Annotated in this window: 23 protein-coding genes and 1 riboswitch; of the genes, 7 read left to right on the top strand and 16 right to left on the bottom strand. The window is 70.9% G+C overall.

From position 1 onward, the window contains the following. Nucleotides 1-19 precede the first annotated feature (19 nt). Genes QSV35_RS06495 through QSV35_RS06475 form a run of 5 tightly spaced genes read right to left on the bottom strand, consistent with a single transcriptional unit; the run spans nt 20 to nt 4,467 of the window. Nucleotides 20-805 carry a DeoR/GlpR family DNA-binding transcription regulator gene (locus tag QSV35_RS06495; RefSeq protein ID WP_286287853.1) on the bottom strand — a complete coding sequence of 262 codons (786 nt, stop codon included), beginning with the start codon at nt 803-805 and terminating at the stop codon, nt 20-22. Continuing rightward, a complete protein-coding gene (locus QSV35_RS06490; RefSeq protein ID WP_286287852.1) occupies nt 802-1,683 on the bottom strand; it encodes a class II fructose-bisphosphate aldolase in 882 nt (293 codons plus the stop codon). The genes QSV35_RS06495 and QSV35_RS06490 overlap by 4 nt, the downstream gene beginning before the upstream one ends. Further along, the gene (locus tag QSV35_RS06485; RefSeq protein WP_286287851.1) at nt 1,680-2,624 is read right to left on the bottom strand and encodes a 1-phosphofructokinase family hexose kinase; all 945 of its coding nucleotides are present in this window, start codon (nt 2,622-2,624) and stop codon (nt 1,680-1,682) included. The genes QSV35_RS06490 and QSV35_RS06485 overlap by 4 nt, the downstream gene beginning before the upstream one ends. Next, a complete protein-coding gene (locus tag QSV35_RS06480; RefSeq protein ID WP_286288447.1) occupies nt 2,621-3,550 on the bottom strand; it encodes an ROK family protein in 930 nt (309 codons plus the stop codon). The genes QSV35_RS06485 and QSV35_RS06480 overlap by 4 nt, the downstream gene beginning before the upstream one ends. A gap of 2 nt (nt 3,551-3,552) precedes the next feature. Continuing rightward, nucleotides 3,553-4,467: an SIS domain-containing protein gene (locus QSV35_RS06475; protein ID WP_286287850.1), complete on the bottom strand. Its 915-nt coding sequence runs from the start codon at nt 4,465-4,467 to the stop codon at nt 3,553-3,555. 296 nt (nt 4,468-4,763) lie between these two features. On the opposite strand from QSV35_RS06475, the gene QSV35_RS06470 reads away from it, so the two are divergent. The 3 genes from QSV35_RS06470 to QSV35_RS06460 are packed head-to-tail and all read left to right on the top strand — an operon-like array spanning nt 4,764 to nt 7,948. Continuing rightward, on the top strand, nt 4,764-6,008 hold the full coding sequence (locus QSV35_RS06470; protein WP_286287849.1) for an extracellular solute-binding protein: 1,245 nt from the start codon (nt 4,764-4,766) through the stop codon (nt 6,006-6,008). Between the two features lie 30 nt (nt 6,009-6,038). Beyond that, nucleotides 6,039-7,025, top strand: a complete 987-nt coding sequence (locus QSV35_RS06465; protein WP_286287848.1) for a carbohydrate ABC transporter permease — start codon at nt 6,039-6,041, stop codon at nt 7,023-7,025. Nucleotides 7,026-7,027: 2 nt separating this feature from the next. Continuing rightward, complete coding sequence (locus QSV35_RS06460) at nt 7,028-7,948, top strand: carbohydrate ABC transporter permease (protein WP_286287847.1); 921 nt, start codon at nt 7,028-7,030, stop codon at nt 7,946-7,948. A gap of 72 nt (nt 7,949-8,020) precedes the next feature. Here QSV35_RS06460 and QSV35_RS06455 read toward each other — a convergent pair whose 3' ends face one another. The 4 genes from QSV35_RS06455 to QSV35_RS06440 all read right to left on the bottom strand — a co-directional run bounded on the left by QSV35_RS06455 (nt 8,021) and on the right by QSV35_RS06440 (nt 13,319). Then, the gene (locus tag QSV35_RS06455) at nt 8,021-8,392 is read right to left on the bottom strand and encodes a YrdB family protein (RefSeq protein WP_286287846.1); all 372 of its coding nucleotides are present in this window, start codon (nt 8,390-8,392) and stop codon (nt 8,021-8,023) included. Nucleotides 8,393-8,427: 35 nt separating this feature from the next. Then, a complete protein-coding gene (locus QSV35_RS06450) occupies nt 8,428-10,068 on the bottom strand; it encodes a sigma-70 family RNA polymerase sigma factor (protein ID WP_286287845.1) in 1,641 nt (546 codons plus the stop codon). Between the two features lie 468 nt (nt 10,069-10,536). After that, a complete protein-coding gene (nagA, locus tag QSV35_RS06445) occupies nt 10,537-11,700 on the bottom strand; it encodes an N-acetylglucosamine-6-phosphate deacetylase (protein ID WP_286287844.1) in 1,164 nt (387 codons plus the stop codon). Continuing rightward, nucleotides 11,697-13,319 carry a beta-N-acetylhexosaminidase gene (locus QSV35_RS06440; RefSeq protein ID WP_286287843.1) on the bottom strand — a complete coding sequence of 541 codons (1,623 nt, stop codon included), beginning with the start codon at nt 13,317-13,319 and terminating at the stop codon, nt 11,697-11,699. The genes nagA and QSV35_RS06440 overlap by 4 nt, the downstream gene beginning before the upstream one ends. A 56-nt stretch (nt 13,320-13,375) precedes the next feature. Further along, nucleotides 13,376-13,458, top strand: a riboswitch (ZMP/ZTP riboswitch). Between the two features lie 33 nt (nt 13,459-13,491). Between QSV35_RS06440 and glyA the strand changes: the two genes are divergently transcribed. Further along, complete coding sequence (gene glyA / locus QSV35_RS06435; RefSeq protein ID WP_286287842.1) at nt 13,492-14,766, top strand: serine hydroxymethyltransferase; 1,275 nt, start codon at nt 13,492-13,494, stop codon at nt 14,764-14,766. 175 nt (nt 14,767-14,941) lie between these two features. Beyond that, nucleotides 14,942-15,823, top strand: coding sequence for a bifunctional methylenetetrahydrofolate dehydrogenase/methenyltetrahydrofolate cyclohydrolase (locus QSV35_RS06430; RefSeq protein WP_286287841.1), 882 nt, complete (start codon nt 14,942-14,944; stop codon nt 15,821-15,823). Nucleotides 15,824-15,964: 141 nt separating this feature from the next. On the opposite strand, the gene QSV35_RS06425 is transcribed toward QSV35_RS06430, so the two are convergent. Next, nucleotides 15,965-17,335 (bottom strand): HupE/UreJ family protein, encoded by a 1,371-nt coding sequence (locus tag QSV35_RS06425; RefSeq protein ID WP_286287840.1) that lies wholly within the window; start codon nt 17,333-17,335, stop codon nt 15,965-15,967. Nucleotides 17,336-17,388: 53 nt separating this feature from the next. Next, a complete protein-coding gene (locus tag QSV35_RS06420; protein WP_286287839.1) occupies nt 17,389-17,931 on the bottom strand; it encodes a TetR/AcrR family transcriptional regulator in 543 nt (180 codons plus the stop codon). Nucleotides 17,932-17,995: 64 nt separating this feature from the next. On the opposite strand from QSV35_RS06420, the gene QSV35_RS06415 reads away from it, so the two are divergent. Then, the gene (locus tag QSV35_RS06415) at nt 17,996-18,472 is read left to right on the top strand and encodes a DUF4188 domain-containing protein (protein WP_286287838.1); all 477 of its coding nucleotides are present in this window, start codon (nt 17,996-17,998) and stop codon (nt 18,470-18,472) included. Nucleotides 18,473-18,498: 26 nt separating this feature from the next. On the opposite strand, the gene QSV35_RS06410 is transcribed toward QSV35_RS06415, so the two are convergent. Together QSV35_RS06410 and QSV35_RS06405 are read right to left on the bottom strand one after the other, a co-directional pair. Continuing rightward, on the bottom strand, nt 18,499-19,725 hold the full coding sequence (locus tag QSV35_RS06410) for an MFS transporter (RefSeq protein ID WP_286287837.1): 1,227 nt from the start codon (nt 19,723-19,725) through the stop codon (nt 18,499-18,501). Between the two features lies 1 nt (nt 19,726). Beyond that, a complete protein-coding gene (locus QSV35_RS06405) occupies nt 19,727-21,157 on the bottom strand; it encodes a glycoside hydrolase family 1 protein (protein ID WP_286287836.1) in 1,431 nt (476 codons plus the stop codon). A gap of 141 nt (nt 21,158-21,298) precedes the next feature. Here QSV35_RS06405 and QSV35_RS06400 point away from each other — a divergent pair, with 141 nt between their 5' ends. Continuing rightward, nucleotides 21,299-21,889, top strand: coding sequence for a TetR/AcrR family transcriptional regulator (locus QSV35_RS06400; protein WP_286287835.1), 591 nt, complete (start codon nt 21,299-21,301; stop codon nt 21,887-21,889). Here the strand turns inward: QSV35_RS06400 and QSV35_RS06395 are convergent. Genes QSV35_RS06395 through QSV35_RS06385 form a run of 3 tightly spaced genes read right to left on the bottom strand, consistent with a single transcriptional unit; the run spans nt 21,886 to nt 23,820 of the window. Next, a complete protein-coding gene (locus tag QSV35_RS06395) occupies nt 21,886-22,917 on the bottom strand; it encodes an RNA polymerase sigma factor (RefSeq protein ID WP_286287834.1) in 1,032 nt (343 codons plus the stop codon). The genes QSV35_RS06400 and QSV35_RS06395 overlap by 4 nt on opposite strands. A gap of 18 nt (nt 22,918-22,935) precedes the next feature. Then, complete coding sequence (locus tag QSV35_RS06390) at nt 22,936-23,322, bottom strand: YciI family protein (RefSeq protein WP_286287833.1); 387 nt, start codon at nt 23,320-23,322, stop codon at nt 22,936-22,938. Nucleotides 23,323-23,349: 27 nt separating this feature from the next. Next, nucleotides 23,350-23,820 (bottom strand): hypothetical protein, encoded by a 471-nt coding sequence (locus tag QSV35_RS06385; RefSeq protein ID WP_286287832.1) that lies wholly within the window; start codon nt 23,818-23,820, stop codon nt 23,350-23,352. Nucleotides 23,821-23,878 lie beyond the last annotated feature (58 nt).

Below are 23,878 nucleotides of genomic sequence, written 5' to 3'. Positions count from 1 at the left end.
ATGGGGCGCCTCAGGGCATCTACTCCGCGATGCGGACGTCGTAGCCGCGCTCGACGAGCGCGGCCCGCTGCGCGGGTGTGATGCCCGCATCCGTGAGGATGATCGGGAAGCGCTCCGGTCCGCCCATGACGGCGAACGCCGTGCGGCCGATCTTGCTCGAGTCCGCGACGACGACCGACTGCCGCGCCCGCGCGGCCATCAGCCGGTTGGTCGCGGCCTCGCGCTCGTCGTGCGTCGTCGCCCCCGTCTCCGCGTCGATGCCGTTGACGCCGATGAAGGCGACGTCGATCGTGAGGCCGCGCAGCACCTGCTCGGCGTACCCGCCGACGAGCTCGTACGAGCGGGAGTTCAGGACCCCGCCCGTGACGACGATCTTCAGGTCCGGGCGTGTGGCGAGCTGAGCGGCGATGTTCACCGAGTTCGTGACGACCGTGAAGGCGTAGGGGGATGCCGCGGCGGCATCCGATCGCATCGCGAGCGCTGCTGCGATCGCCGTGGTCGTCGTGCCGCCGGTGAGTCCGACGACGGAGCCCGCGGGGATCATGTGCGCAGCCATGCGCGCGATGCGCTGCTTCTCAGCGGTGCGCTGATGGTTCTTGTAGCGCAGCGGCAGCTCGTAGGCGACGCTCAACGGCATCGCGCCGCCGCGCGTGCGGGTGAGCAGACGCTGCTCTGCAAGCGCGTCGAGGTCGCGGCGGGCGGTCGCCGCGGAGATGCCGAGGCTCTCGACGAGCTCGTCCACCTCGACGCCGTCGGAGGCTGCGAGCAGCTCGATGATCGCCGCGAGCCGGTCTGCGCGTTTCATGATGTCGAAGTCCCTTCCCCGTGGCCGTCCGCCGCCTCGGGCGCACCGTGGGCGAACAGGCGCAGCATCCGCTCCGCCTCGCCGGCGACCGCCGCACGCCCCGCCTTCATATACTTCCGTGAATCGACGACGACGGCGTCCGCATCGAGCGCTGCACGGATCGCACGCGTGAAGAAGCCGTTGAGGTGCGTCGACACGTTGATCTTCGCCATGCCCGCGCGGATCGCGGCGACGATCACGTCGTCGCCGACGCCGGAGGAGCCGTGCAGCACGAGCGGCACGTCGAGCGCTGCGTGCAGGCGCCCGATGAGGTCGAGGTCGAGCTGCGCGGTGCGCGAGGTCATCGCGTGCGACGAGCCGACGGCGACGGCGAGGGAGTCGACGCCCGTCGCGGCGACGAACGCGCGCGCCTCATCCGGATCCGTCCGGACGCCGGGGGCGTGCGCGCCGTCCTTGCCGCCCACCTCGCCGAGCTCGCCCTCCACGGACACCCCGGCCGCGTGGGCGGCCGCGACGACGCGGGCGGTCGCCGCGACGTTCTCCTCGTACGGGAGCTTGGACGCGTCGAACATGACCGACGCGAATCCGAGCTCGATCGCCTCGGCGACGAGGTCCTCGCGCTCGGCGTGGTCGAGGTGCACGGCGACCGGAACCGCTGCGGCGCGCGCGACGGCGAGGGTCGCCGCGCCGAGGGGTGCGAGGGCTCCGTGGTACTCGGCGCAGTTCTGCGAGATCTGCAGGATGACGGGCAGCCCCGCCGCCTCGGCGGCCTGCACGAGGGCCTCGGCCGTCTCGAGGTGGATGACGTTGAACGCGCCCACCGCGGTGCGGCGGGCGGTGGCTGCGGCGACGAGGTCGCGGGTGTCGGCCAGGGTCATGCGGTCTCCGTGGGGGCGTAGGCGGTGACGACGAGCCGCTCGGCGAACTCGGCGTGACGGGGCGAGATGGAGCCGGCGAGCGGCTCGAGGACCGCGGCGGCCGACCAGGCGACGGCCGCGCGCAGGAGTGTCTCGGGGTCTTCGACGCCCGCGGCGAGGAGGACGGATGCTGCGGCCACCGCCGCATCCCCCGCCCCGGTCGGATTGCCGACGAGGACTTCGGGCAGACGAGCGTGCAGGGCGGGGCCGTCGTGCGGGACGGCGATCATGCCTTCGGTTCCGAGGGAGACGAGCACCAGTCGCGTCTCTCCGTCGAGCAGCGTGCGGGCGCCGGCGAGCGGTTCGTCGAGCCCGGTGGCCTCTGCGAGTTCCGCCCGGTTGGGCTTCAGGACGGTGGCGCCGGCGCGGGCGGCGGCGAGCATCGCGGGCCCGGACGTGTCGACGATCGACGCGATGCCGTGCGCCTGGGCGATGTGCACGAGCACGGGGACGAGCTCGTCCGGAGCACCGGGGGGCAGGCTCCCGGACACGACGAGCACCCCGGCCGACGCTGCGGCATCCACCGTCGCCTCGATGAGGGCCCGCCACGCGTCCGCTCCGGGATCCTGGCCGCGCTCGTTGAGGACGGTGGCGTCGCGGTCGTCGACGATCGCGACGCTGCGGCGGGTGGGCGCGGCGACCGGGACGAGGACGCTCGGGATGCCGGAGGACTCCAGCTCCGCGGCGAACTCGATTCCGGTCGCGCCCCCGGAGGTCGTGACCGCGAGGACGCGCGCGCCCTGCTGGGCGGCCACGCGTGCGACGTTGAGGCCCTTGCCCCCCGCACGCACCTGGGCCGCGTCGACGCGGTGCGTCTCGCCCGGCGACAGGCGGCCGGCGTGCCACGTCATGTCCAGCGCGGGGTTGGGGGTGACGGTGAGGACGAGGCGTTCCGCCATCATGCCGCCGCATCCGGTCGCTCGCGCGCGATGAGCGCGGCGCCGAGGAGCCCCGCGTCCTCACCGAGCTCCGCCGGCAGCAGCAGCGGCCGGCGGTGGAAGCTGAGCCGTTCGTCGAGGCGCGTGCGCAGCGGCTCGAACAGGGCGTCTCCCGCGCGTGACAGGCCGCCGCCGATGACGATCGCCTCGGGCGCGAGCACCGCGGTCAGCTGGGCGAGGGCCAGCACGAGGGCGTCGATCGCACCGTCCAGGACCTGCCAGGCGACGGGGTCTCCACCGGCGGCGTGCGCGAGAACCTCGCGTGCCCCGTCGGGGACCACACCGGCGAGCTCGGCATACCGGCGTGCGATGGCGCCTGCCGACGCGACCGTCTCGAGGCATCCGCGCGCTCCGCACGGGCACATCGGGCCGTCGGCGACGGGGGAGTGGCCGATCTCGCCCGCGTAGCCGCCGGCGGGATGCAGCTTGCCGTCGACGATGAGGGAGCCCGCGATCCCGGTGCCGATCACCATCACGACGACGTCGTCGAAGGCGCGCGCGCCGCCGAGGAGGTGCTCCGCCCATGCGGCCGCGCGGACGTCGTGATCGAAGTGGACCGGGAGGCCCAGCGCCGAGCCGGCGAGCTCGCGGATCGGAGCGTCCCGCCAGCCGAGGTTGCTCGCGTAGATCCCGATGCCGCGCTCCGGATCGACGATCCCGGGGACGACGACGCCGGCCGCCTGCGGGCGCACCTCCGGATAGCGTGCGGAGAGGTCCGAGCCGATCTCCGCGAGACGGCGGGCGAGGGCCGCGGGCGTGTCGGCGCCGGCGAGCGGAGTCGGGGTGCGCTCGACCTCGACGGCACGGCCGTCCGCGTCGAAGAGGGCGGACTTGATGTCCGTCCCGCCGACGTCGAAAGCGAGGATCGGCCGCCCGCGGCCCAGTGTCAGCGTCACGGTTCGAGGATGACGGAGCGGGTGAGCGAGCGGGGCGAGTCGGGGTCCAGCCCCTTCGCCCTGGCGCGCTCGAGGGCGACGCGCTGGGCGCGGACGAGCTCGGCGAGGGGATGCAGCGCTCCCTCTTCGAACCACGCGCCGGTGGCGGCGACCTGCTCGGAGAGTCCTTCCGGCGCCTCACCGAACTGCCACGTGACGCGCCCGGGCGCGGCGATCGAGATCGGTCCGTGGCGGTACTCCATCGACGGGTAGGACTCCGTCCACGACTGCGAGGCCTCGCGCATCTTGAGGGCCGCCTCGTGGGCGAGGCCCACGGTCCATCCGCGGCCGAGGAACGTGTACTGCTCGGCTCCCACGAGCCCCTTCGGGAGCTCCTCGGCGATGGCCGTGCGAGCATCCGCGATGGCCGGCTCGAGGTCGACGCCGACCGACGCGAGCATGAGGGCGAGGGCGGTCGTCGCGAAGCGGGTCTGGACGACCGACTGCTCGTCGGCGAACGGAAGCAGGATGGGCGTCGCGACCTCCGTGACGAGCGGGGACGAGGCATCCCCGACGATCCCGATCGTCGACACGCGGCCCTTGAGCCTGTCGGCGAGCTCCAGCACCTCCGTGGTGGTGCCCGACCGGGAGAGCAGGATGACATCGTCGTACTCGCGGTCGGCGAAGAACTCGGATGCCGCGAACGCGTCTGTGACGCCGCCGCCCGCGTCCTCGCGCGCGACCGCGTAGGACTGGGCCATGAACCACGAGGTTCCGCATCCCACGACGGCGACGCGACGCCCCGGGGCGGGCAGACCTGCCCGAGCGGCGTCGAGGTGCAGGATGCGCTCCCACATCTCCGGCTGCGAGGCGAGCTCGCGGGCCATGTGCTCGGCGCGCTCCGCGCTCGGGGTGGGGATGGGATCTGTCATGGCGGCTCCTCGTGCTCGGCCAGTCGGGTTCAGTGTGTCGGCGCGCGGGCCGTTGTGCGCAGCTTTTCCGGTAGGACTGTTCAAATGATCGCAAAGTCTGAGCGAAACTGATCGTAGCAACTTGTTTCAATCAGTTCTATGATTGAAACCTGCGCATAGTGTCAGACACTTGAGATTATGCACGGGTTCCTAACAAAACAGGAATCAGGCGACGAAGCCGACGGATCTGCATCCGCAGGCCGGCGAGGACGCCGCCGAACTCCAGATCACTTGCACACACAGTGAGGATGCAGCACATGAAGAAGACCCACCTCCTCGGTGGTGCCGCCATCGCGGCCACCGCGGCACTCGCGCTCACGGGGTGCGGGTTCGGCGGCGGCACCAGCGGCGGCTCGGCGAACGGCACGACGACCCTGAACATGCTGGTGCCGAGCTACTCGGACAAGACCCAGGCGAACTGGAACAAGGTCATCGACGGGTTCCAGAAGAAGTACCCGGACATCAAGGTCAAGCTCCAGGTCGAGTCCTGGGACAACCTGGCGACGGTCATCTCGACCAAGATCCAGGGCGGTCAGACGCCCGACATCTACAACGGCGGCCCGTTCGTCGGCTACGCGACCGACGGCCTGCTGTACAAGGCGAAGGACGTGGTGTCCTCGTCGACCTTCTCCGACTTCCAGGACGCGTTCGTGAAGAACGAGGAGTACAAGGGCACCCCCTACGCGCTCCCGTTCATCGCGTCGGCGCGTGCGCTGTTCGTCAACAACGACCTGCTGAAGCAGGCGGGCATCGCCGCGCCGCCGAAGACGTGGGACGAGGAGCTGACCGCCGCGGTCGCGATCTCGAAGCTCGGCAACGGCATCGCGGGCTACGGCATGCCGCTCGGCTCCGAAGAGGCGCAGGCCGAGGCGGCCGTGTGGCTGTGGGGCGGCGGCGGGACCTTCGGCAACGCAGACAAGATCATGGTGAGCGACAGCTCGAACCTCCCCGGCGGCGACCAGATCAAGAAGATGATCGACGCCGGCGCCACCGAGAAGGACCCGGGCTCGACGAACCGCACGCCGCTGCTCGACATCTTCATCCAGGGCAAGATCGGCATGCAGGTGGGCCTGCCGCCGACCGTCGGCCAGATCAAGGAGAAGAACCCCTCGCTGAACTACTCGATCGTCCCGATCCCGACGAAGGACGGCAGCGCGATGACGCTCGGCGTCGAGGACCAGCTGATGGCCTTCAAGAACAAGGACGACAAGAAGGCGGCGATCCAGAAGTTCTTCGACTACTTCTACGCGAAGGACGTCTACGTGCCGTGGGTGCAGTCGGAGGGCTTCCTGCCCGTGACGAAGTCGGGTGCGACCGCTCTCGACGGCGAGGCCGACCTCAAGCCGTTCCTCGAGGTCCTGCCGAGTGCGAAGTTCTACCCGTCGACGAACCCGAAGTGGGACGCTACGGATGGCGCCTTCAAGTCGCTGTTCGGTCAGATCCAGACGAAGCCGACCCAGGACGTCCTGAACTCGATCCAGGCCGTCGCTGACAAGGGCTGACACATCTCAGAAAGGTTCGGTGACACTCGCATGAGCACCACCACCGATGCGTCGCCGAACCAGGCGGGGGCGGCCGATGGCCGCCCTCGCCCCGGGAAGGCCGCGGTATCCGACTCGTCCCCGCGTCAGCGCAAGCCTGGCGGGCGCGACCTGCTGCACGCTCTGCCGTGGCTCGCGCCGGCGCTCCTGCTCATCGTCGGCGTCGTCTTCTTCCCCGCCGGGATGATGTTCTACAACTCGACGCGGCATATCGACATCGCCGGGATCGACAAGGGGTCTGCCGGCTTCGACAACTACCTCGAGGTCTTCACCTTCCCCTACTTCTGGCCGATCTTCTTCCGCACGGTCGTCTGGGTGGTCGTGGTCGTCGCCATCACGGTCGTCCTGTCGCTCGTGCTCGCGCAGATCCTCAACAAGGCGTTCCCCGGCCGGCGCTTCGTCCGGATGATCGTCATCATCCCGTGGGCCGCATCCGTCGTCATGACCACGATGGTCGTGTTCTACGGACTCGAGCCGTACTTCGGGATCATCAACAAGTTCCTCTACGACATCGGCCTCGTCGGCGACCCGCAGGGGTTCGGCTGGACCAAGAACCCGGGGACCGCCTTCGCGTGGTCGATCGCGGTCGCCATCTTCGTGTCGCTGCCGTTCACGACGTACACGATCCTCGCCGGTCTCCAGACTGTGCCGACCGAGACGCTGGAGGCGGCGAAGGTGGATGGCGCGAGCCCCACCCGTACCTACTTCACTGTCGTGCTGCCGCAGCTGCGCGCGGCGCTGGCCGTCGCCATCCTGATCAACATCATCAACGTGTTCAACTCGCTGCCGATCCTGCGCGTCATGACCGGATCGATACCCGGATACGACGCGGACACGTTCATGACGCTGATCTTCAAGTACATCCAGAACCAGCACAAGGTCGACGTCGCGAGCGCGCTGTCGGTCGTCGCGTTCCTCATCGTCATCCTGATCGTCGCGGTGTACGTGAAGGTCGTCAAGCCCATGAAGGAGGTCTGAGCGTGACCGTCACCGAGACCCGTGCGATGGTCACGACCGGCGCACCCCCCAGCCGCCGCCAGCCGGGCCGCAAGCGGCGCTACACCGCGGACCAGATCACCATTTCGCGTGTGCTCTGGCGCATGCTCGCGGGGCTGGTCGTGGCGGTGTTCTTCATCCTCCCGTACCTCATCATGTTCTTCGGGTCGGTGAAGACGCAGGCGCAGATCCGGTCGGTGAACCCCACCTACTTCCCCGAGGAGTGGCACTGGGACAACTACCTCTCGATGTGGTCGACGCCGGAGACCCCGCTGTTCCACAACCTGATCTCGACGATCGTCATCGCCGTGTTCGCGACGCTGCTGGTGCTGATCGTCGCGCTCCCCGCCGCTTACTACACGGCGCGCTTCCGGTTCCCGGGGCGGATGGTGTTCCTCTTCCTCGTGATCGTCACGCAGATGCTCCAGCCGGCCGTGCTGACGTCGGGCCTGTTCCGGCAGTTCTTCTCGATCGGGCTCATCGACACGTGGCTCGCGATGATCCTCATCAACGCGGCGTTCAACCTGTCGTTCGCGGTGTGGATCATGCACTCCTTCTTCGCGGGAGTGCCGAGGGAGGTCGACGAGGCCGCGCAGATCGACGGCGCGGGGAGGTTCACGGTGCTCTTCCGCATCAACCTGCCGCTCGTGTGGCCGGGGATCGTCACCGCGATCGTCTTCACGTTCGTGGCGTGCTGGAACGAGTTCGCGGCATCCCTCGTCATCCTGCAGACGGCCGACAACCAGCCTCTGTCGGTCGCGCTGACGAAGTTCGTCGGACAGTACGCCACGTCGTGGCAGTACGTCTTCGCCGTGTCGATCGTCGCGATCCTCCCGGTGGTCGTGCTGTTCATGATCATCGAGAAGCGCCTCGTGAGCGGGCTCACGGCGGGCAGCGTGAAGTAGCGGGCCCAGGATGCGGCGAAGCCCCCGGTTCCTCTCGGACCCGGGGGCTTCGACGTACGGGGATGCGGTGGCTCAGGTGAAGCGGCGGCGGCCGGCGATGACTCCGACCGTGACCGCGACGACGGCGAAGCCGACGCCGACCCAGGGCAGGCCCATGTCCCACAGCGCGAGGGTCGCTGCGAGGTAGACGAAGAGCTCGACGATCGCGCGCACGAACGGGTGGACGGCGAAGACGGCGCGCGGCGAGACGAACAGCGCCCAGACGAGGATCGCGATCACGGGAGCCCCGATGCCGACCACGATGTTCCACGGGAACCGGAAGCCGGCGAAGCCCCAGAACGCGAGCGTGCCGAACGCGAAGAGCTCGCACACGAACGCGAGGAGGTCGACGGCGGACAGCGGCGGCCGGGTCCCGGCGGGGAGTTCCTGGGGGTGTTCGGGCATGGATTCCAGTCTACGGCCGGCCGATGCCGCGCGATTCAGCCGGCGGCGGCGATGAGATCCGCGATGGCCATCTCGAAGGGCGCCGCACCGGGCACCGCGAACGACACGGTCGTGTTCTGCACGACGTCCGCGACCTTGGGCACGATGACCACGGTGGCGAGACCGTCGGGGCCTGCCGTCGCCGATCCCCGCACGAAGCCGCGCGCTGTCGCCGTTACGGTCGCACCGGGGGTCGTTCGGACGGTCGCCGTGATCGTGACCGCGTTGCCGCCGCCGGAAGCGACCTGCACGCTGACGAGTCCGGGAGTCACCGGAGCCGGGGGCACGGGCGTCGGGGGAGTCGTCGGCGGAGCAGCCGGCGGCGCCGTGGGCGCGGATGCGACCGGCGCCGGTGCGGGCGGTGCCGCACGGCGAGCGACCGGCGCCGCGGGAGCGGGAGCGACCGGGGAGACGGGGGCCGCAACGGGTGCAACCGGCGGGACGGGAGCCGGGGTGGGTGCCGGCGCGGGTACCGTCGCGGGGGCGTGCGTCGCGATGGGGGCCTTCGCCGCCGCTCCGGCCGGGGCGGGCGAGGAGTTCGCCGAAAGGACGACCGCGACCGCGACCGCACCGGCGACGAGAACGCCGGCTGCCGTGGCTGCGACCGCGGCGACGGTGCCGCTGGTGCCGGCGGAACCGCTCGCTGAACCGGCGGATCCGGCGGCTGCAGATCCGGCGCCGGAACCGCCCGAGCCTGCGGCGGCCGAGCCGGCCGTCGCGACCGCACCGCCGGCGCCTGCGGTGCCTGTCGTGCCTGCGGACCCGGCGACGACGGCTCCTGCGACGACGGATGACGGCATCCCGGCCACCGCGACCAGAGCCGCGCCGCCGGACTGCAGCGAGGCGAGGTAGGCGGCCGCGCCGCCGGCGCCGACGAAGAGGGGAAGCAGCACCAGCGCGAGACGCCGCTGGACCTCGTCCGCCTCGGAGGCGACGATCGCACAGCGCGGGCACTCGGCGATGTGCGCGTCGATGCGCTTGCGGGCCCGCAGGCCCAGGTTGCCGCGCGCATGCGCGCCCAGCTTCTCGATCGTGTACTGGCACTCGGAGCCGTCCTCGACCGAGCGCAGGTGCGCCTGGATCCACGCCTCGCGCAGGCCCTCGCGTGCGCGGACGGCGAGCTGCGCGACGGCGTTCGCGCTCATCCCCAGCAGGGGAGCGGCCTCGGCGGGCTTCAGCTGCTCGATCTCCGTGTACCAGAGCACCTCCTGCCAGCGGGTGGGGAGGCTCCGGAAGGCCTGGTTGGTGAGGCTGCGGTCGAGCGCCTCGTCGGTGGCGTGCGCGCTCGCGGCGGGGTCCTCGACGGCATCCAGCTCGTCGATCGCCGTCTCCTTGCGTGCGCGCCCCCACGCGGCCGCGGTGTTGCGGATGCTCGTGAAGAGGTAGGCGCGGAAGGCCCCGGTGGGCCCGCCCCCGCGCTTGATCGCCTGGAAGATGCGCGCGTACGCCTCCTGGACGAGATCGTCGGCGTCGATGCTGGAGGTGATCGACTGGGCGGCGACGATGCCGGACCTGTAGTGCCGGCGCCAGAGCTCGCCGAACGCCGCGGTGTCTCCCGAGCGCGAGCGCAGCACGAGATCGCCGTCGCTCATCTCCGTGAGATCGGGCGCGGCCGAGCGGGTGTCGTCGGGTGACATGTCCTCTTGGTGCCGCGGGGATCGGGTGCGTCGCGGCCTCTCGATTCTCGCGTGCCGGACCTCGATCGGCCAAGCCTGATCCGCGATTTCACGGGCTTTTCGGGGCCTCGGGGCCCGCATCCGAGATTTTTCGAAGAATTTCTGGAAGTCGCGTCATAGAACGCGTCATCCGTCGTCTCATGGTGTGGAGACCGCACCCCGCGAACGGGGGGTTGTTCGTCACATGGGGGGCGGAGTGCGGAGCGGCGAAGTCCGGGGGGACACGTCCGCGGGGCCCGGCCGGGCTCGGGGGAGAACCGGCCGAGGCCCCGCCTCCCGTCGTCCGTGAGGAGGCCAGATGCACCGATGCACATCCCCAAGACCGTGCGCCCGGTCGGTCCATCGGCCTCTTGCGGGCGGCACACCGGCGGCCCCAAACGCCGGAGGCGGGCCCGGCTGAGTCACCCTGACGCGTACCCTGACGCGGACTCAGTCGGGTTCGCCGCCGATCCATACGGCGGTGACGCCGAGGTCGTCGTCGAGCAGCAGCGCATCGGCGAGGAATCCAGGATGCAGCGACCCCAGATCGTGGCCACGGCCGATCGCCCCGGCGGGCACGCTCGTCGCCGCGGACACGGCGTCGGCGAGGGGGACGCCGACCTCGCGCACGGCGCGCCGGACGGCGGCATCCTGCGTGAGCGTCGACCCGGCGATCGATCCGCCGCCGGCGAGCCGGGCGACCCCGTCCTCGACGTCGACGGCGAGCCCGCCGAGGACGTAGTGGCCGTCGCCGGCTCCCGCGGCCGCCATCGCGTCGGTGATGAGGGCGATCCGGGTGCGGCCGTCGGCGGTCCGTGCGCTGGCGAACGCGATCCGCATGACGGCGGGGTGCACGTGGATGCCGTCGGCGATGAGCTCGAGTGTCACGCGCTCGTCGTGCAGCGCCGCGGAGATCGGTCCCGGTGCGCGGTGGCGGATGCCGGGCATCGCGTTGAATGCGTGCGTGAGGATCGTCGCGCCCGCATCGAACGCGCGCTGAGCCGTCTCGTAGTCCGCATCGGTGTGCCCGACCGCGACCGCGACGCCGGCATCGACGAAGCGGCGCACCGCCTCCATGCCGCCCTCGAGCTCGGGTGCGAGGGTCACCTGGCGGATCGTGCCGCGCCCCGCCTCGAGCAGCAGGTCGATGTCGGCCGGGGCCGGCGCGCGCAGCAGCGACTCGGTGTGCGCGCCCTTGTGGCCGGCGTCGAGGAACGGGCCCTCGAGGTGCGAGCCGAGGATCGTCGCATCCGTCTCCACGAGATCGGCGACCATCGCGGCCCGCACGGCCAGGTCGGCGACCGACGCTGTGACGAGCGACACGACCGCCCTCGTCGTGCCGTGCGCACGGTGCAGCGCGCGGCCCGCAGCGACGGCCTCCGGGCCGTCGTCGAACGACGCGCGCGCCCCGCCGTGCCCGTGGATGTCGACGTACCCGGGAACGAGCAGCGCGCCGCCGCCGTCGACCGCGTCGCGCGGCGCGAGGGCGCGCCATCCATCCCCCGTGCCGGCGTGCGAGACGACTCCCGCGTCGAAGGCGACCCACCCGTCGACGGGCGCTCCAGCGGGAGCGTCCGCACGACGGACGGAGTGGATGACCCGGTCGACGGTCACTTCGTGATCCAGGCGATCTCGGGAGAGGCGTCGTAGTGGATGCCCTCGCGCGTCCACAGCGGCCCGAGCTGGGCGACGCGTGCACGGAACGGATCCCACCCGCGACCGGCGGCGGTCTCCGGCGACCACGCGACCTCGGCCGCGGACGCGAGGCGCGGGAACGCCATGGAGTCGATGTCGCCGCTGGTGCGGAGGGTCTCCGACCACAGCGGCGCCTCGACGCCGAGGATCGCGTCCGGGCTGAGACCGTCGACGATCTTCGTCGGCTCCCATTCGTACGAGCGCTGGACGCTCGTCGGGCCGTCGGCCCACGTGAGGCCGAGCGTCGTGGAGTCGTCGTACTTCATGTCGAGGTAGGCGACATCGGCGGGGGACATGATGACTTTGCCGCCGTTCTTCGCGAACTCGAGCGTCTTCGCGGCGTTGTCCGCCTGCGGGACGAGGTAGTTCCAGTACTGCCCGATCGTGCCGTGGGCGAGGTCGGGGGAGGCGCCCGCCTCGTGCCACGCGATGGGCGTCTTGCCTGTGGCCGCGACGATCTTCGTCACGCGCGACATGAACTCCGCGTAGTCGGCGGGGGCGACGGCGTGCGGCTCGTCTCCGCCGATGTGGAGGTAGGGCCCCGGGGTCATCGCGGCGAGCTCGCGGACGACGTCCTCGACGAACGCGTACGTCGCCTCGTCGTGGATCTTCAGGGAGGAGAAGCCGACGCCGAAGCCCGTGTAGGGCTTGCCCTCGACGGGGATCTCCTGCTTCCACTGCACGATCTCGGGGAGGACCACCGGCGGCTCGGCGATCTCCGGGTACGCGAGGCCGATCGCGTGCGTGTGCCCCGGCAGGTCGATCTCCGGTACGACGGTCATGTGGCGGGATGCCGCATAGGCGACGATCTCGGCGTAGTCGGCCTCCGTGTAGAAGCCGCCGGGATCCCCGCTCATCGAGGTCGTGGAGGCGAGCTCGGTGAGCTTCGGCCGGGAGTCGATCTGGATGCGCCAGCCCTGGTCGTCGGTCAGGTGGAGGTGGAGGATGTTGAGCTTCAGCGATGCGGCGCCGTCGATGTAGTGCTTGACCACGTCGACCGGGAAGAAGTGGCGGGCGATGTCGAGCATCGCGCCGCGGTAGGCGAAGCGCGGGTGGTCGGCGATGTCGGTCGCCGCCGCCTCCCACTGGCCGTCGCGGTCGTGGAGGAGCTGGACGAGGGTCTGCACGCCGTAGAAGAGGCCGGCCTCGTCGGCACCGGTCACGGTGGCGCCGCGCGCACCCGTCCGCAGGGTGTACGACTCCGCGGGACCGCCCGCGACGATCTTGAGGACCACGTCGTGCGCTCCGCCTTCGCCCGTGCCCGTCGCGAGCTTCAGGCCCGTCGCCGTGCCGAGCAGCTGGACGGCGAGCTTCGCCGTGGCCTCGGCATCCGTCGCGTGCGCCCGGATCGTCGAGGTCGCATCGAGCGAGAACGCGGGGGCCGAGGCATCCGTCTTCTGGGAGGCGGGAAGGGGGACGACAGCGGTCACGAGGGATCCTTCGCGATGGGGCGGGCCGGATGCGGCGGACCCGGGAGTGCACGCCGCGAGTGCCGTCGCCGCCACGACGAGGATAGCCGCGGCGACGATGCGCTTCATGTAAGGAAACCTAACAAATACCTGTCCGGGCGGACAAGAGGTCTCTTCGACTATGCTCGGGATGTCGCGACTGGCGTCAGAGGTGGCCACCACCGGGGAGCGACTTCACGGCATTCGACCGCGCGCCTGGGCCGATGTGTTCTTTTACCGATCGCAGCCGTGAAGGGAAGCCATGACCGACCAGTTCTTCAACGCCCCGCTCTCCGAGGTCGACCCCGAGATCGCCCAGGTGCTCGAGCGGGAGCTCGACCGCCAGCGCGGGTATCTCGAGATGATCGCCTCGGAGAACTTCGTGCCCGTCTCGGTCCTGCAGTCGCAGGGCTCGGTGCTCACGAACAAGTACGCCGAGGGCTACCCCGGCCGCCGTTACTACGGCGGCTGCGAGGAGGTCGACGTCGCCGAGGAGCTCGCGATCGCCCGCGCGAAGGAGCTGTTCGGCGCGGAGTTCGCGAACGTCCAGCCGCACTCGGGCGCCACCGCCAACGCTGCGGTGCTGCACGCCATCGCCCGGCCCGGCGACACGCTGCTCGGCCTCTCGCTCGACCAGGGCGGCCACCTCACGCACGGCATGAAGATCAACTTCTCCGGCCGTCTCTACAACATCGTCGCGTACGGTGTCGACTCCGAGACCTCGGTCATCGACATGGACGAGGTCGCTCGCCTCGCCCGCGAGCACCAGCCGAAGGTCATCATCGCCGGCTGGTCGGCGTACCCCCGTCAGCTCGACTTCGCGAAGTTCCGCGAGATCGCCGATGAGGTCGGCGCCACGCTGTGGGTCGACATGGCGCACTTCGCCGGCCTCGTCGCGGCCGGCCTGCACCCGAACCCGGTGCCGCACGCGCACGTCGTCTCCTCGACGGTGCACAAGACGATCGGCGGCCCCCGCTCGGGCTTCATCCTCACCAACGACGCCGACATCGCCAAGAAGATCAACTCGGCGGTGTTCCCGGGCCAGCAGGGCGGTCCGCTCATGCACGTCATCGCCGCCAAGGCGACGGCGTTCAAGCTCGCCGGCACGCCGGAGTTCAAGGAGCGTCAGGAGCGCGTGCTGCGCGGCGCCCACATCATCGCCGAGCGTCTCTCCCAGCAGGACGTGGTGGATGCGGGGATCGCGGTGCGCTCCGGCGGCACCGACGTGCACCTCGTTCTGGTCGACCTGCGCGACGCGGAGATCGACGGCAAGCAGGCCGAGGACCTCCTGCACGAGATCCACATCACCGTGAACCGCAACGCGGTGCCGAACGACCCGCGTCCGCCGATGGTGACGTCCGGCCTTCGCATCGGCACCCCGGCGCTCGCGACCCGCGGCTTCGGCGATGCCGAGTTCACCGAGGTCGCGGACGTGATCGCGCTGGCCCTCCAGCCGGGCGCGGACGTCGAGTCGCTCCGACTCCGCGTCGCCGCGCTCACGGCCGCCTTCCCGCTGTACCCGGGGCTCCAGCAGTAATGACGGCCGGGATGCGGCGTGCCCGCCGCATCCCGACCGCCATCCGCATCCAGCCGTCGACGTCAGCGAATCTCGTCGACACGTGTATTTCTCGTCGGCGCACGACGCGGCGCGCGGGGTGTCGGCGGCAATCGCTGATCTCGTTCGCAGGATCGGTCACAGGAGAGGAACACCCATGACCGCACGAGTACTCGACGGCCGCGCAGCGGCCGCTCAGATCAAGGTCGAACTCGCCGAGCGCGTCGCGGCGCTCCGCGAGCGGGGCGTCGTCCCGGGCATCGCGACGGTGCTCGTGGGCGCCGATCCGGCGTCGCAGCTCTACGTCGGCATGAAGCACCGGCAGTCCGTCGAGGTCGGGATGAACTCGATCCAGGTCGAGCTACCGGCGGAGTCGACGCAGGCCGAGGTCGAGGCGGCGATCGACGCGCTGAACGCCGATCCGGCGTGCCACGGCTACATCGTGCAGCTCCCGCTCCCGAAGCACCTGGACACGCACGCGATCCTCGAGCGGATCGACCCCGCAAAGGATGCCGACGGCCTGCATCCGACGAATCTCGGCAAGCTCGTGCTCAATGTGAACGAGCCGATCACGTCGCCGCTGCCGTGCACGCCGCGCGGTGTCATCGAGCTGCTGCTGCGCAACGACTACGACCTCAAGGGCAAGCACATCGTCGTCGTGGGTCGCGGAGTGACGATCGGCCGCTCGATCGGGCTGCTGCTCACGCGCCGGGAGCTCAACGCGACGGTGACGCTCACGCACACCGGCACGGTCGACCTGCCGTTCTATCTGCGTCAGGCCGACGTCATCGTCGCCGCGGCGGGGGTCAAGCACCTCGTACGCGCGGAGGATGTGAAGCCGGGAGCCGCCGTGCTCGATGTCGGCGTCACGCGCGAGGACGATGCCGAAACGGGCAAGGCGCGCGTGTTCGGGGATGTGGACCCCGCGGTGGCCGAGGTCGCGGGCTGGATCTCGCCGAACCCCGGCGGCGTCGGCCCGATGACCGTCGCCCTGCTCATGACGAACGTCGTGGAGGCGGCCGAGCGCGCGGTGCGCTGACCTCCGATTTCGGAGATCGCGCCGCTGATCGGAGATCCCGCCCCGTTCGCTCCGAATCGCGCGTGATTCTCCGAGGTCCGGAGCGTGCCCGAGGCCCGCGCGCGAGGCCCCGCGCGGCAGTCCCGTGCCCGAGTGCCCGCGTCAGGCGAGGCCGACGCCGAGCAGGCGCTGCACCGCCCACACCAGGCCGAAGATCGTCACGAAGAAGGCGATGCCGACGCTCACCCAGAGCGCGGCGCGCGGCGCCCGCCGCCGCAGCAGGAGCAGCGGCGGGAACACGATGATGATGATGCCGAGCTGCACGGCCTCGATCCCGAGGTTGAAGACGAGGAGCGACCACAGGAGGGTCCACGACCACGCCTCCTGGATGCCGATCGCGCTCGCGAAGCCGAGTCCGTGGACGAGTCCGAAGCAGAAGACGATCGCGAGGCGCAGGAGGTCCTGACGGTTCAGACCGAGCGGATCCTCGCCGCGTCTCGACTCGGTCGTTCCTCCCTCGCCCGACGACCCGCGGGGCAGAGTCTCTTCGAGGGTCGCTGAGCGAGCGAAGCGAGTCGAAACGCCGTAAGCCGATCTCGCGGCGTCGCGCCGCCCCGGCGTGATCATCCCTCCACCGCCGAGGCTGAGTGCAGGGATCATCGCCGGGCGGCGCAGACCCCACAGATACGTGGCCGCGACCCCCGCGATCGACAGCGCGATGATCGGCTCCACGACGTGCGGGGTGACGTGGACGAGGCCGAGCGCCGCGAGCAGGAACGTGATCGAGTGCGCGAGCGTGAAGCACGTCGCGGCGAGCACCACGTCGCGCAGCCGCCGCGAGCTGATGATCAGCGCCACGAGGAAGAAGATGTGGTCGATGCCGGTGAGCAGGTGGTTCGCGCCGAGGAGGAAGAACTCCGCGAAGCGGTCGGTCCACGACTGCTCGGTCGTGAACGAGGGATGCCCCGCATCCAGCGCCGCACTCCCGCTCCGTCCGTCGAGCCGGTAGGTGACGATCGTCTTCGTGTCCTTCACCATCCCCTCCCGGTCGGGGAAGAGCGAGGAGCGCACGACGTGCCCGCGATCGTGCGTCGGCCCGCACGTGTAGACGATCGAGTAGCGCGCGTAGTCGGCGGCATCGCGCTGGTGGAAGACGAACCCGCCGTCGAGGTGCGGGCGGCACGGCACGTCGCCGGCGGACACGGCGAAGCGCGCGGCCGTGTAGTCGACGATGGATGCCGCATGCCCGGTGAGGACGGACTGCTCCTGCCCCTCGATCGGCTGATCGATCGCGGCCGTGAACAGGGCCGGGTCGTTCTGCTCCTGCGCGACGGACGCAGAGAGCAGCTGGTACTGCAGATCGAACGTCGCCCGCACACCGGTCGCCCCCGACGGGGCCAGATCGGCGTACGCCACCGTCGTCACGTGCGCCTCCGCGGGTGCGGCGACGAGGACGCTCGCCGCGGCGCCCGCGATGAGCGTCCCGACGATGGTGAGGGCCGCGACGAGGCGGCGGGGACGGGTCGGGGTCACGGGAGCTCCGACCGATGATCTCCTGAAGACCTGATGAATCCGCTGAAGTCAGTTCAATCCGGCCAGAGCCGCTCGATCGCGTCCAGGACGTCTGCGTACACCGCATCCGTGTCGATCTCGGGCGGTGCGACGCACGCGAACTCGAGACTCACGGCACCGTGCACGTGCGACCAGACGACGAGCGCCGCTGCCAGCGGGTCGGCCGCGCCGCGGGCGGCGAGGGCGTCGATGAGCGGATCCAGCGCGTCATTCGCCCGCTCGCCCTCGTACGACGCGAGCGCTCCGCCGAACATGAGCCGGTAGAGCGACGGATGCGTGTGCGCCCAGGAGCGGTACGCGAGGCCGAGCGCGCGCAGCCCGCCGGGTGCGGCATCGCGCTGCGCCGCGGCGAATGAGGCGAACCCGTCGGCGATGACGCCCGCGAGCAGTCCGTCCTTGCCGCCGAACAGCGTGTACACGGCGGAGGTCGACGTGCCCGCGGCGCTCGCGACGTCGCGCAGCGACACGCGTTCCGGGCCGTCGGCGGCGACAGCATCCGCCGTCGCCTCGAGGAGGCGGGTGCGCAGGGCGTCGTCATAGGTGGAGGGTCTGGCCATCGCCTCCATTCTATGTGTAACATCGTTACGTAACGTTGTTATGAATGAAATGCGAGGGAGTGTCATGAGTCGTGAAGTGTTCTCCGGCCGGTACACGGCGGACGTCGACGGTGCGGACATCACCGTCTTCCTCATCGGGATGCGGGCGAACCGGTGGTGGCGCCTCGGCCGCGTCGCGCGGATCGCGAGCCGCATGGGCCCGATGCTCAAGCACCTCGCCGAGCACGCGGATGCCGGGCTGCTCGGGTCCGAGTCGTGGTTCGGGCGTACGACGATCCTGGTGTCCTACTGGCAGAGCCCCGAGCACCTGCAGCGGTTCGCGGCCGACCGGGACGCGCCGCACCTCGAACCGTGGCGCGAGTTCCAGAAGTCGTTCGCGGGCAGCGGCGACGTCGGGGTGTGGCATGAGACGTACCAGGTGCGCCCCGGCGACAGCGAGGCCGTCTACAGCGACATGCCGCTGTTCGGCCTGGCCGCAGCATCCGCGCACGTCAAGATCGGCCCCGGGCGCAACACGGCACGCCAGCGGCTCGGCCGCTGAGCCGGGGCGCCGCGTGCGAGCCCGGGTCAGCGGACGGAGCGGATGCGGTAGACGCAGATGCCGCCGATCGCCATGATGACAGCGGCGACGACGTACAGCTGCGAATAGCCGGCGACCGAGAGCACCGCCCAGCCGATCAGCGGGGCGAGCGGGATCTGCTGCGCCGAATTCGCGAAGCCGAGGTCCCGAGCTCGAGTTCTGGGGTCGGGCAGCAGGTCGGTGAGCAGCGCCTGGTCGACCGAGAGGAACAGGCCGTAGCCGATGCCGAGGAGCACGGCGGCGACGATGCTCACCGACCACGTGGGGATGAGCGCGAGGACGAGCGCGGCGGCAGCCTGGAAGCCCGCGGATGCCGCGACCAGCGCCCGGCGCGACCGCCACCGGTCGGTGAGCAGTCCGCCCGCCCACGACGCGAGCGCGCACGCACCGAGGTAGACGAGGATCAGTACCATGAGCGGGCTGTCGGGATCGCGGAGCTTCAGCACGTCCGACAGGAAGAACAGCAGATAGGTCGTCCCGACGAGATTGCCGACGTTGACGAGGACCCGCGAGAGTGTTGCCCAGCCGAAGTCGCGGTATCCGCGCAGTCGCGGACGGCCGCGATCGGCGTGGGATGCGGGCACCCGTTCGCCGGGACGGGCTTCCCGGTACGCGAACAGGAAGGGGAGCGGCGTCACGAGCGCGAGCAGCGCGATCACCATCCAGCTCTCCGGAACGCCGTCGACGAGGTCGGTGACGACGATCATGCCGCCGGCCAGCGCGATGACCTGGGGCACGCCCATGGCGGCGGATGCTCGTCCGCGCTGCGCGACCGGGACACGGTCGGCGATGATCGCCGACAGCGAGACGAGCACCGCCGCCTCCCCGATCGCGACGATGCCGAGGAGCACAGCGGCGAGGATCCACGAGTGCTGCTGTCCGACGAACGCGAACGGCACGGTCGCGAGGATGAGGCCGCCGAGCGCCCAGGTGCGCCGGCGTCCGAAGCGCGGGCGGCTGCGGTCGCACAGCCAGCCGATGATCGGGACGAACACGACGAGCGCCAGCTGCATCTCGGCGATGAGGAACGAGCTGACGCCCACCTTCTCGCCGGGGGAGATGACGCTCGCGAGCTTGACCACCATGAACTGCCCCGGGAGCATGACCAGCAGCCAGAACCCGAACCACGCGAGTGCGAAGAGGACCAGCCACGTGCGGCTGACCGGCGTGGTGCGGACGGCCTCGGTCGTGAGCTCCGCCTCGCCCGTGGTCACGTCAGGCCTCCGCGCGGATGCGGTTGACCTCGGCGAGGAAGCCGAACGACTCCTTCGGGGTGCGAGTGCCGTCGGCGAAGTCGACGTGCACGAGCCCGAAGCGCTGGGTGAAGCCCGCCGCCCACTCCCAGTTGTCGAGCAGCGACCACACGAAGAAGCCGCGCAGGTCGACGCCGAACGCCTGTCCGCCGGGCGCGACGGCGCGAAGCGCGGCATCCAGATGGCGTGCGACGTAGTCCGTGCGACGAGGATCGGCGACCGTGCCGTCGTCCGCCACCTCGTCGTCGAAGCTCGCTCCGCTCTCCGTGATGAAGACCGGGGGCAGGGCGTCGCCGTAGCGTTCGCGGAGCTGACCGAGGACGGTCTCGAAGTGCTCCGGAGCGATCGGCCAGCCGAACCCGGTCGTCTCGTGGCCCTCGAGCGGCTCGAGCCGGAACGGCAGTTCGGCCATCGCATCGCTCATCCCGTCCGGGCTGTCGCCCGTGCCCGCGCCCGCGGCGATGACGCTCGGCATGTAGTAGTTGAGCCCGTAGAAGTCGATGGGCTCGGCGATGATCGCGAGGTCGTCGGCGGGGACGTCGGCGAGCGATCCGAAGAGGTCGGCGAGCTCGGCCGGGACCTCGGGATAGCGACCGATGAGGACGGGGTCCGCGAAGACCCGGTTGTGGACGATGTCGAAGAGCATCGCCATCACCGCATCCTCCTCCGTCGCGCTCGCGGGCATCACCGGCGTGTGCGCGTTGGAGATGCCGATCGCGCCGCGCACCGCGGCCGCGCGCAGGGCCTGGACGGCGAGGCCGTGCCCGAGCAGCTGGTGGTGCACCGTCGGGAGCGCGTCGAACAGGAGGCTGTGGCCCGGTGCGTGCAGTCCGAGCGCGTATCCGTTGAGCGTCACCGTGGCGGGCTCATTGATCGTGATCCACGCGTCGACGCGATCGCCGAACCGTTCGCCGACGAGCGCTGCGAAGTCGCCGAGGCGGGCGGCGGTGTCGCGGTCGAGCCATCCGTGCGCGTACTCCTCGGGCAGATCCCAGTGCGAGATCGTCGCGAACGGGGAGACGCCGGCCGCGTGCAGCTCGTCGAGCAGTCGGTCGTAGAACGCGACCCCCTCCGGATCGAGCGGGCCGGACCCGGTGGGCTGGAGACGCGTCCACCCCAGCGAGAACCGGTATGCGTCGGCGCCGAGGCGCGACATGAGCGCGACGTCCTCGGCGTGGCGGTGGAAGTGGTCGGCCGTGACAGCGGTCGTGCTGCCGTCGAGGATCCGCCCCGGCTGCTCCGCGAAGCGGTCCCACACGCTGGGCGTGCGCCGCCCCTCGCGGATCGCGCCCTCGATCTGTGCGGACGCGGTCGCGGTGCCGATCAGGAAGCCGCGCGGGATGCGGGCGGCGAGGTCGGCGGCGCTGGGGTGCGTGAGGTGTTCGTGGGGCATCGTCGTCTCCCGGGCGGACATCGATGTCCGTCGTGTCGTGAACAGAGTGGGACGAGTGTCCCACTCGGCTACTCTAGGCAGTGACGACTTCCGTCGCAACCGAGGACAGAAGTCGCAGCCGAGTACCGAACAGGAGCATCCATGGCGCGAACTCCGGTCGCGGCCCGTCGCGCGGGCCTGCTGGCGGCGGCGATGCGCGTCGTCGCCGAGCGCGGCCTCGCCGCGGCATCCACCCGCGCCATCGTCGCGGAGGCGGGGATGTCGCTCGCGAGCTTCCACTACGCGTTCGACTCGCGGGACGAGCTGCTCGACGAGCTGATCGCCGAGGTGATCTCCCGCGAGGAGACGGCGGTCCTCCCGCAGGAGCTGGCCGGGCGCCCCATGCAGGAGCTGATCGAGGCGGGGCTCACCGGCTACTTCGAGCACCTTCGCAGCGCGCCCGAGTACGAACAGGCGATGCTCGAGCTCACCCAGTTCGCCGTCCGCACCCGCCCCGAGATGGCGCGCGAGCAGTATGCGCAGTACGCGCGCATCGCGGAGGCATCCCTGGAGCTCGCGGCCGCGCACTCAGGAACGCGCTGGTCGCTACCGCTGCCCACGGTCGCCCGCATGCTCGTGGCCTTCACCGACGGACTGACCCTCGCGTGGCTCGTCGATCGTGACGATGAGGCGGCGGCGACCCTGATCCGGAGCGCGGCGCGCGCCTTGGCGTCTCTGACCGAGCCGGCCTAGGAGGCGCCCTCGACCGCGGCACGTGCCTCGCGCGCGCCGCGCGTGGGGGAGATCCGGACCAGCGCCCGGTACAGCTTCAGGAGCGCCTCGCGATCGACCACGCCGGTGCGGGCGCGGTCGCAGTGCACCGACTGGATCGCGGCTTCGAGCTGGAACCGGCCGTGCGGCTGCCCCAGACGGGACGCCCGGTGCAGGAGCGCCTCGCCCTCGGCGATGAGCTCCCGGTCCCACAGCGAGGTGTCCTGCTGATCCAGCGGCGGCCACGGGACCGTCGCTCGCGCGGGGGCGCGCGACTGCGCGAGGGTGAGGAGGGCCGCGAGCCCCCACGCCTCGGCATCCGCCTCCAGCAGCGTCGCGGTCAGCACGGCGAGCCACCGCGCCTCGTCGGCGATCGACGTGCGCGTGTCGTCGTGGGCGTCGAGCCAGTCGATGGCGTAGGCGCCGTAGATCGCCTCGAGCACGGCGGTCGTGCGGGCGGGCATGTCGGCGCGGGTGGGGAGGGCGAACGGGATGCCGGCGTCCCGGATCTTGCGCTTCGCCCGCACGAGCCGCTGCGCCATCGCCGCCGGCTCGACGTCGAACGCCGCGGCGACGCGGGCGGCGTCGAAGCCGAGCACCGTCTGGAGCATGAGCGGGGTGCGGATGCCGGGATCGATGGCAGGGTGCGCGCACGCGAACAGCAGCTCGAGCCGCCGGTCGGGGATGGCGTCGGCGCGCTCGATGAGCTCGGCGACGTCGAGGTCGCTCGCCGCAGCCTCGGCGTCGTCGAGCGGCGCACCCGTGCGGCGCGCGGCCGAGCCGAGCACGTCGCGGAGCCGGTTTCGAGCCACGGTGAGCAGCCATCCTTCGGGGTTGTCCGGCACGCCGGATGCGGGCCACGTGCGGAGCGCGCGCTCGAGCGCGTCGGCGAGGCAGTCCTCCGCGAGGGCCGGATCGCCCGTGCTCGAGGCGAGGAGGGCGACGAGCCGGCCGTAGGAGGCCCGGACGGCGCGTTCAGCGGCCGCCCGGGCCTCGGCATCGTCCGTCATACGTGGACCGCCCGGCGCCTACTGGACCGGGGCCGCGCCCTGCCAGGCGCCGGCCGCGAAGCGGGTGGCGACCGGGCGCACTTCGACGGCGCCCCACGCGACCGACGGCGCCTTCGACGCCCACTCGATCGCGGCATCCAGGTCGTGCACCTCGATGACGAACGAGCCGCCGAGCTGCTCCTTGGTATCGGCGAAAGGGCCGTCCTGGACGACGAGCTCGCCGTCGCGCACGCGCACCGTCGTCGACGCTGCGGAGGGCTGCAGCACTTCGGCGCTGCGCAGCACGCCCGCGGCATCCAGCGCCTTCGCGTATTCGTCGAACGCGCGCATGCCCTCGGCGAGCGCCTCAGGGCTGAGATCGTCCGCGGTCATCTCGGGGTACTGCAGGAGGAGTGTGTAACGCATGATCCGTCCTTCCGTGGGGATGTGACGTCATGATGACGATCGAGGATGCGGTGGATCGACAGCGTCGGTCTCCGCGCCCGTCGACCGGTCGTACAGCGCGCCCGCGCGCGCCTCGATGCGGTCGTCGATCGCCGAGTAGATCGCCCACGCGACCAGGAGGAAGAGCGGCGGGAGGACGTAACCCCAGAAGAACCCGGTAACCCGGACGCCGGAGAACCACACGACGACGAGCCACACGAGCAGCTCGACGAGGAAGACGAGCACGCCCTGCACGACGGCCTCGCCCGCCTTCGTGCGGTCGCGCGCCGTCTTCGCCGCGCGTTTGCGGAAGCCGTTCGTGAGGGCCGGCTTGATCCAGACCGTGAGGGCGGTGAGGATGACGCTCGCCCACAGAGCCGCCCAGCCGACGCGCACGCTCGGCAGAATCGCGCCGATGAGGAGGAGCACCACGACGTCGAACACGTAGAGCGACGCGAATCGCACGACCCAGGCCTTCATGCGCTCCAGCCTCGCACACGCGCCGGGGCATGGCATGGGGCGGGCCGGCCGACTGGGG

The organism is Microbacterium candidum (genome assembly GCF_030315975.1).
Taxonomy (GTDB): Bacteria; Actinomycetota; Actinomycetes; order Actinomycetales; family Microbacteriaceae; genus Microbacterium; species Microbacterium candidum.
This window is presented reverse-complemented; position numbering and strand designations above follow the sequence as displayed.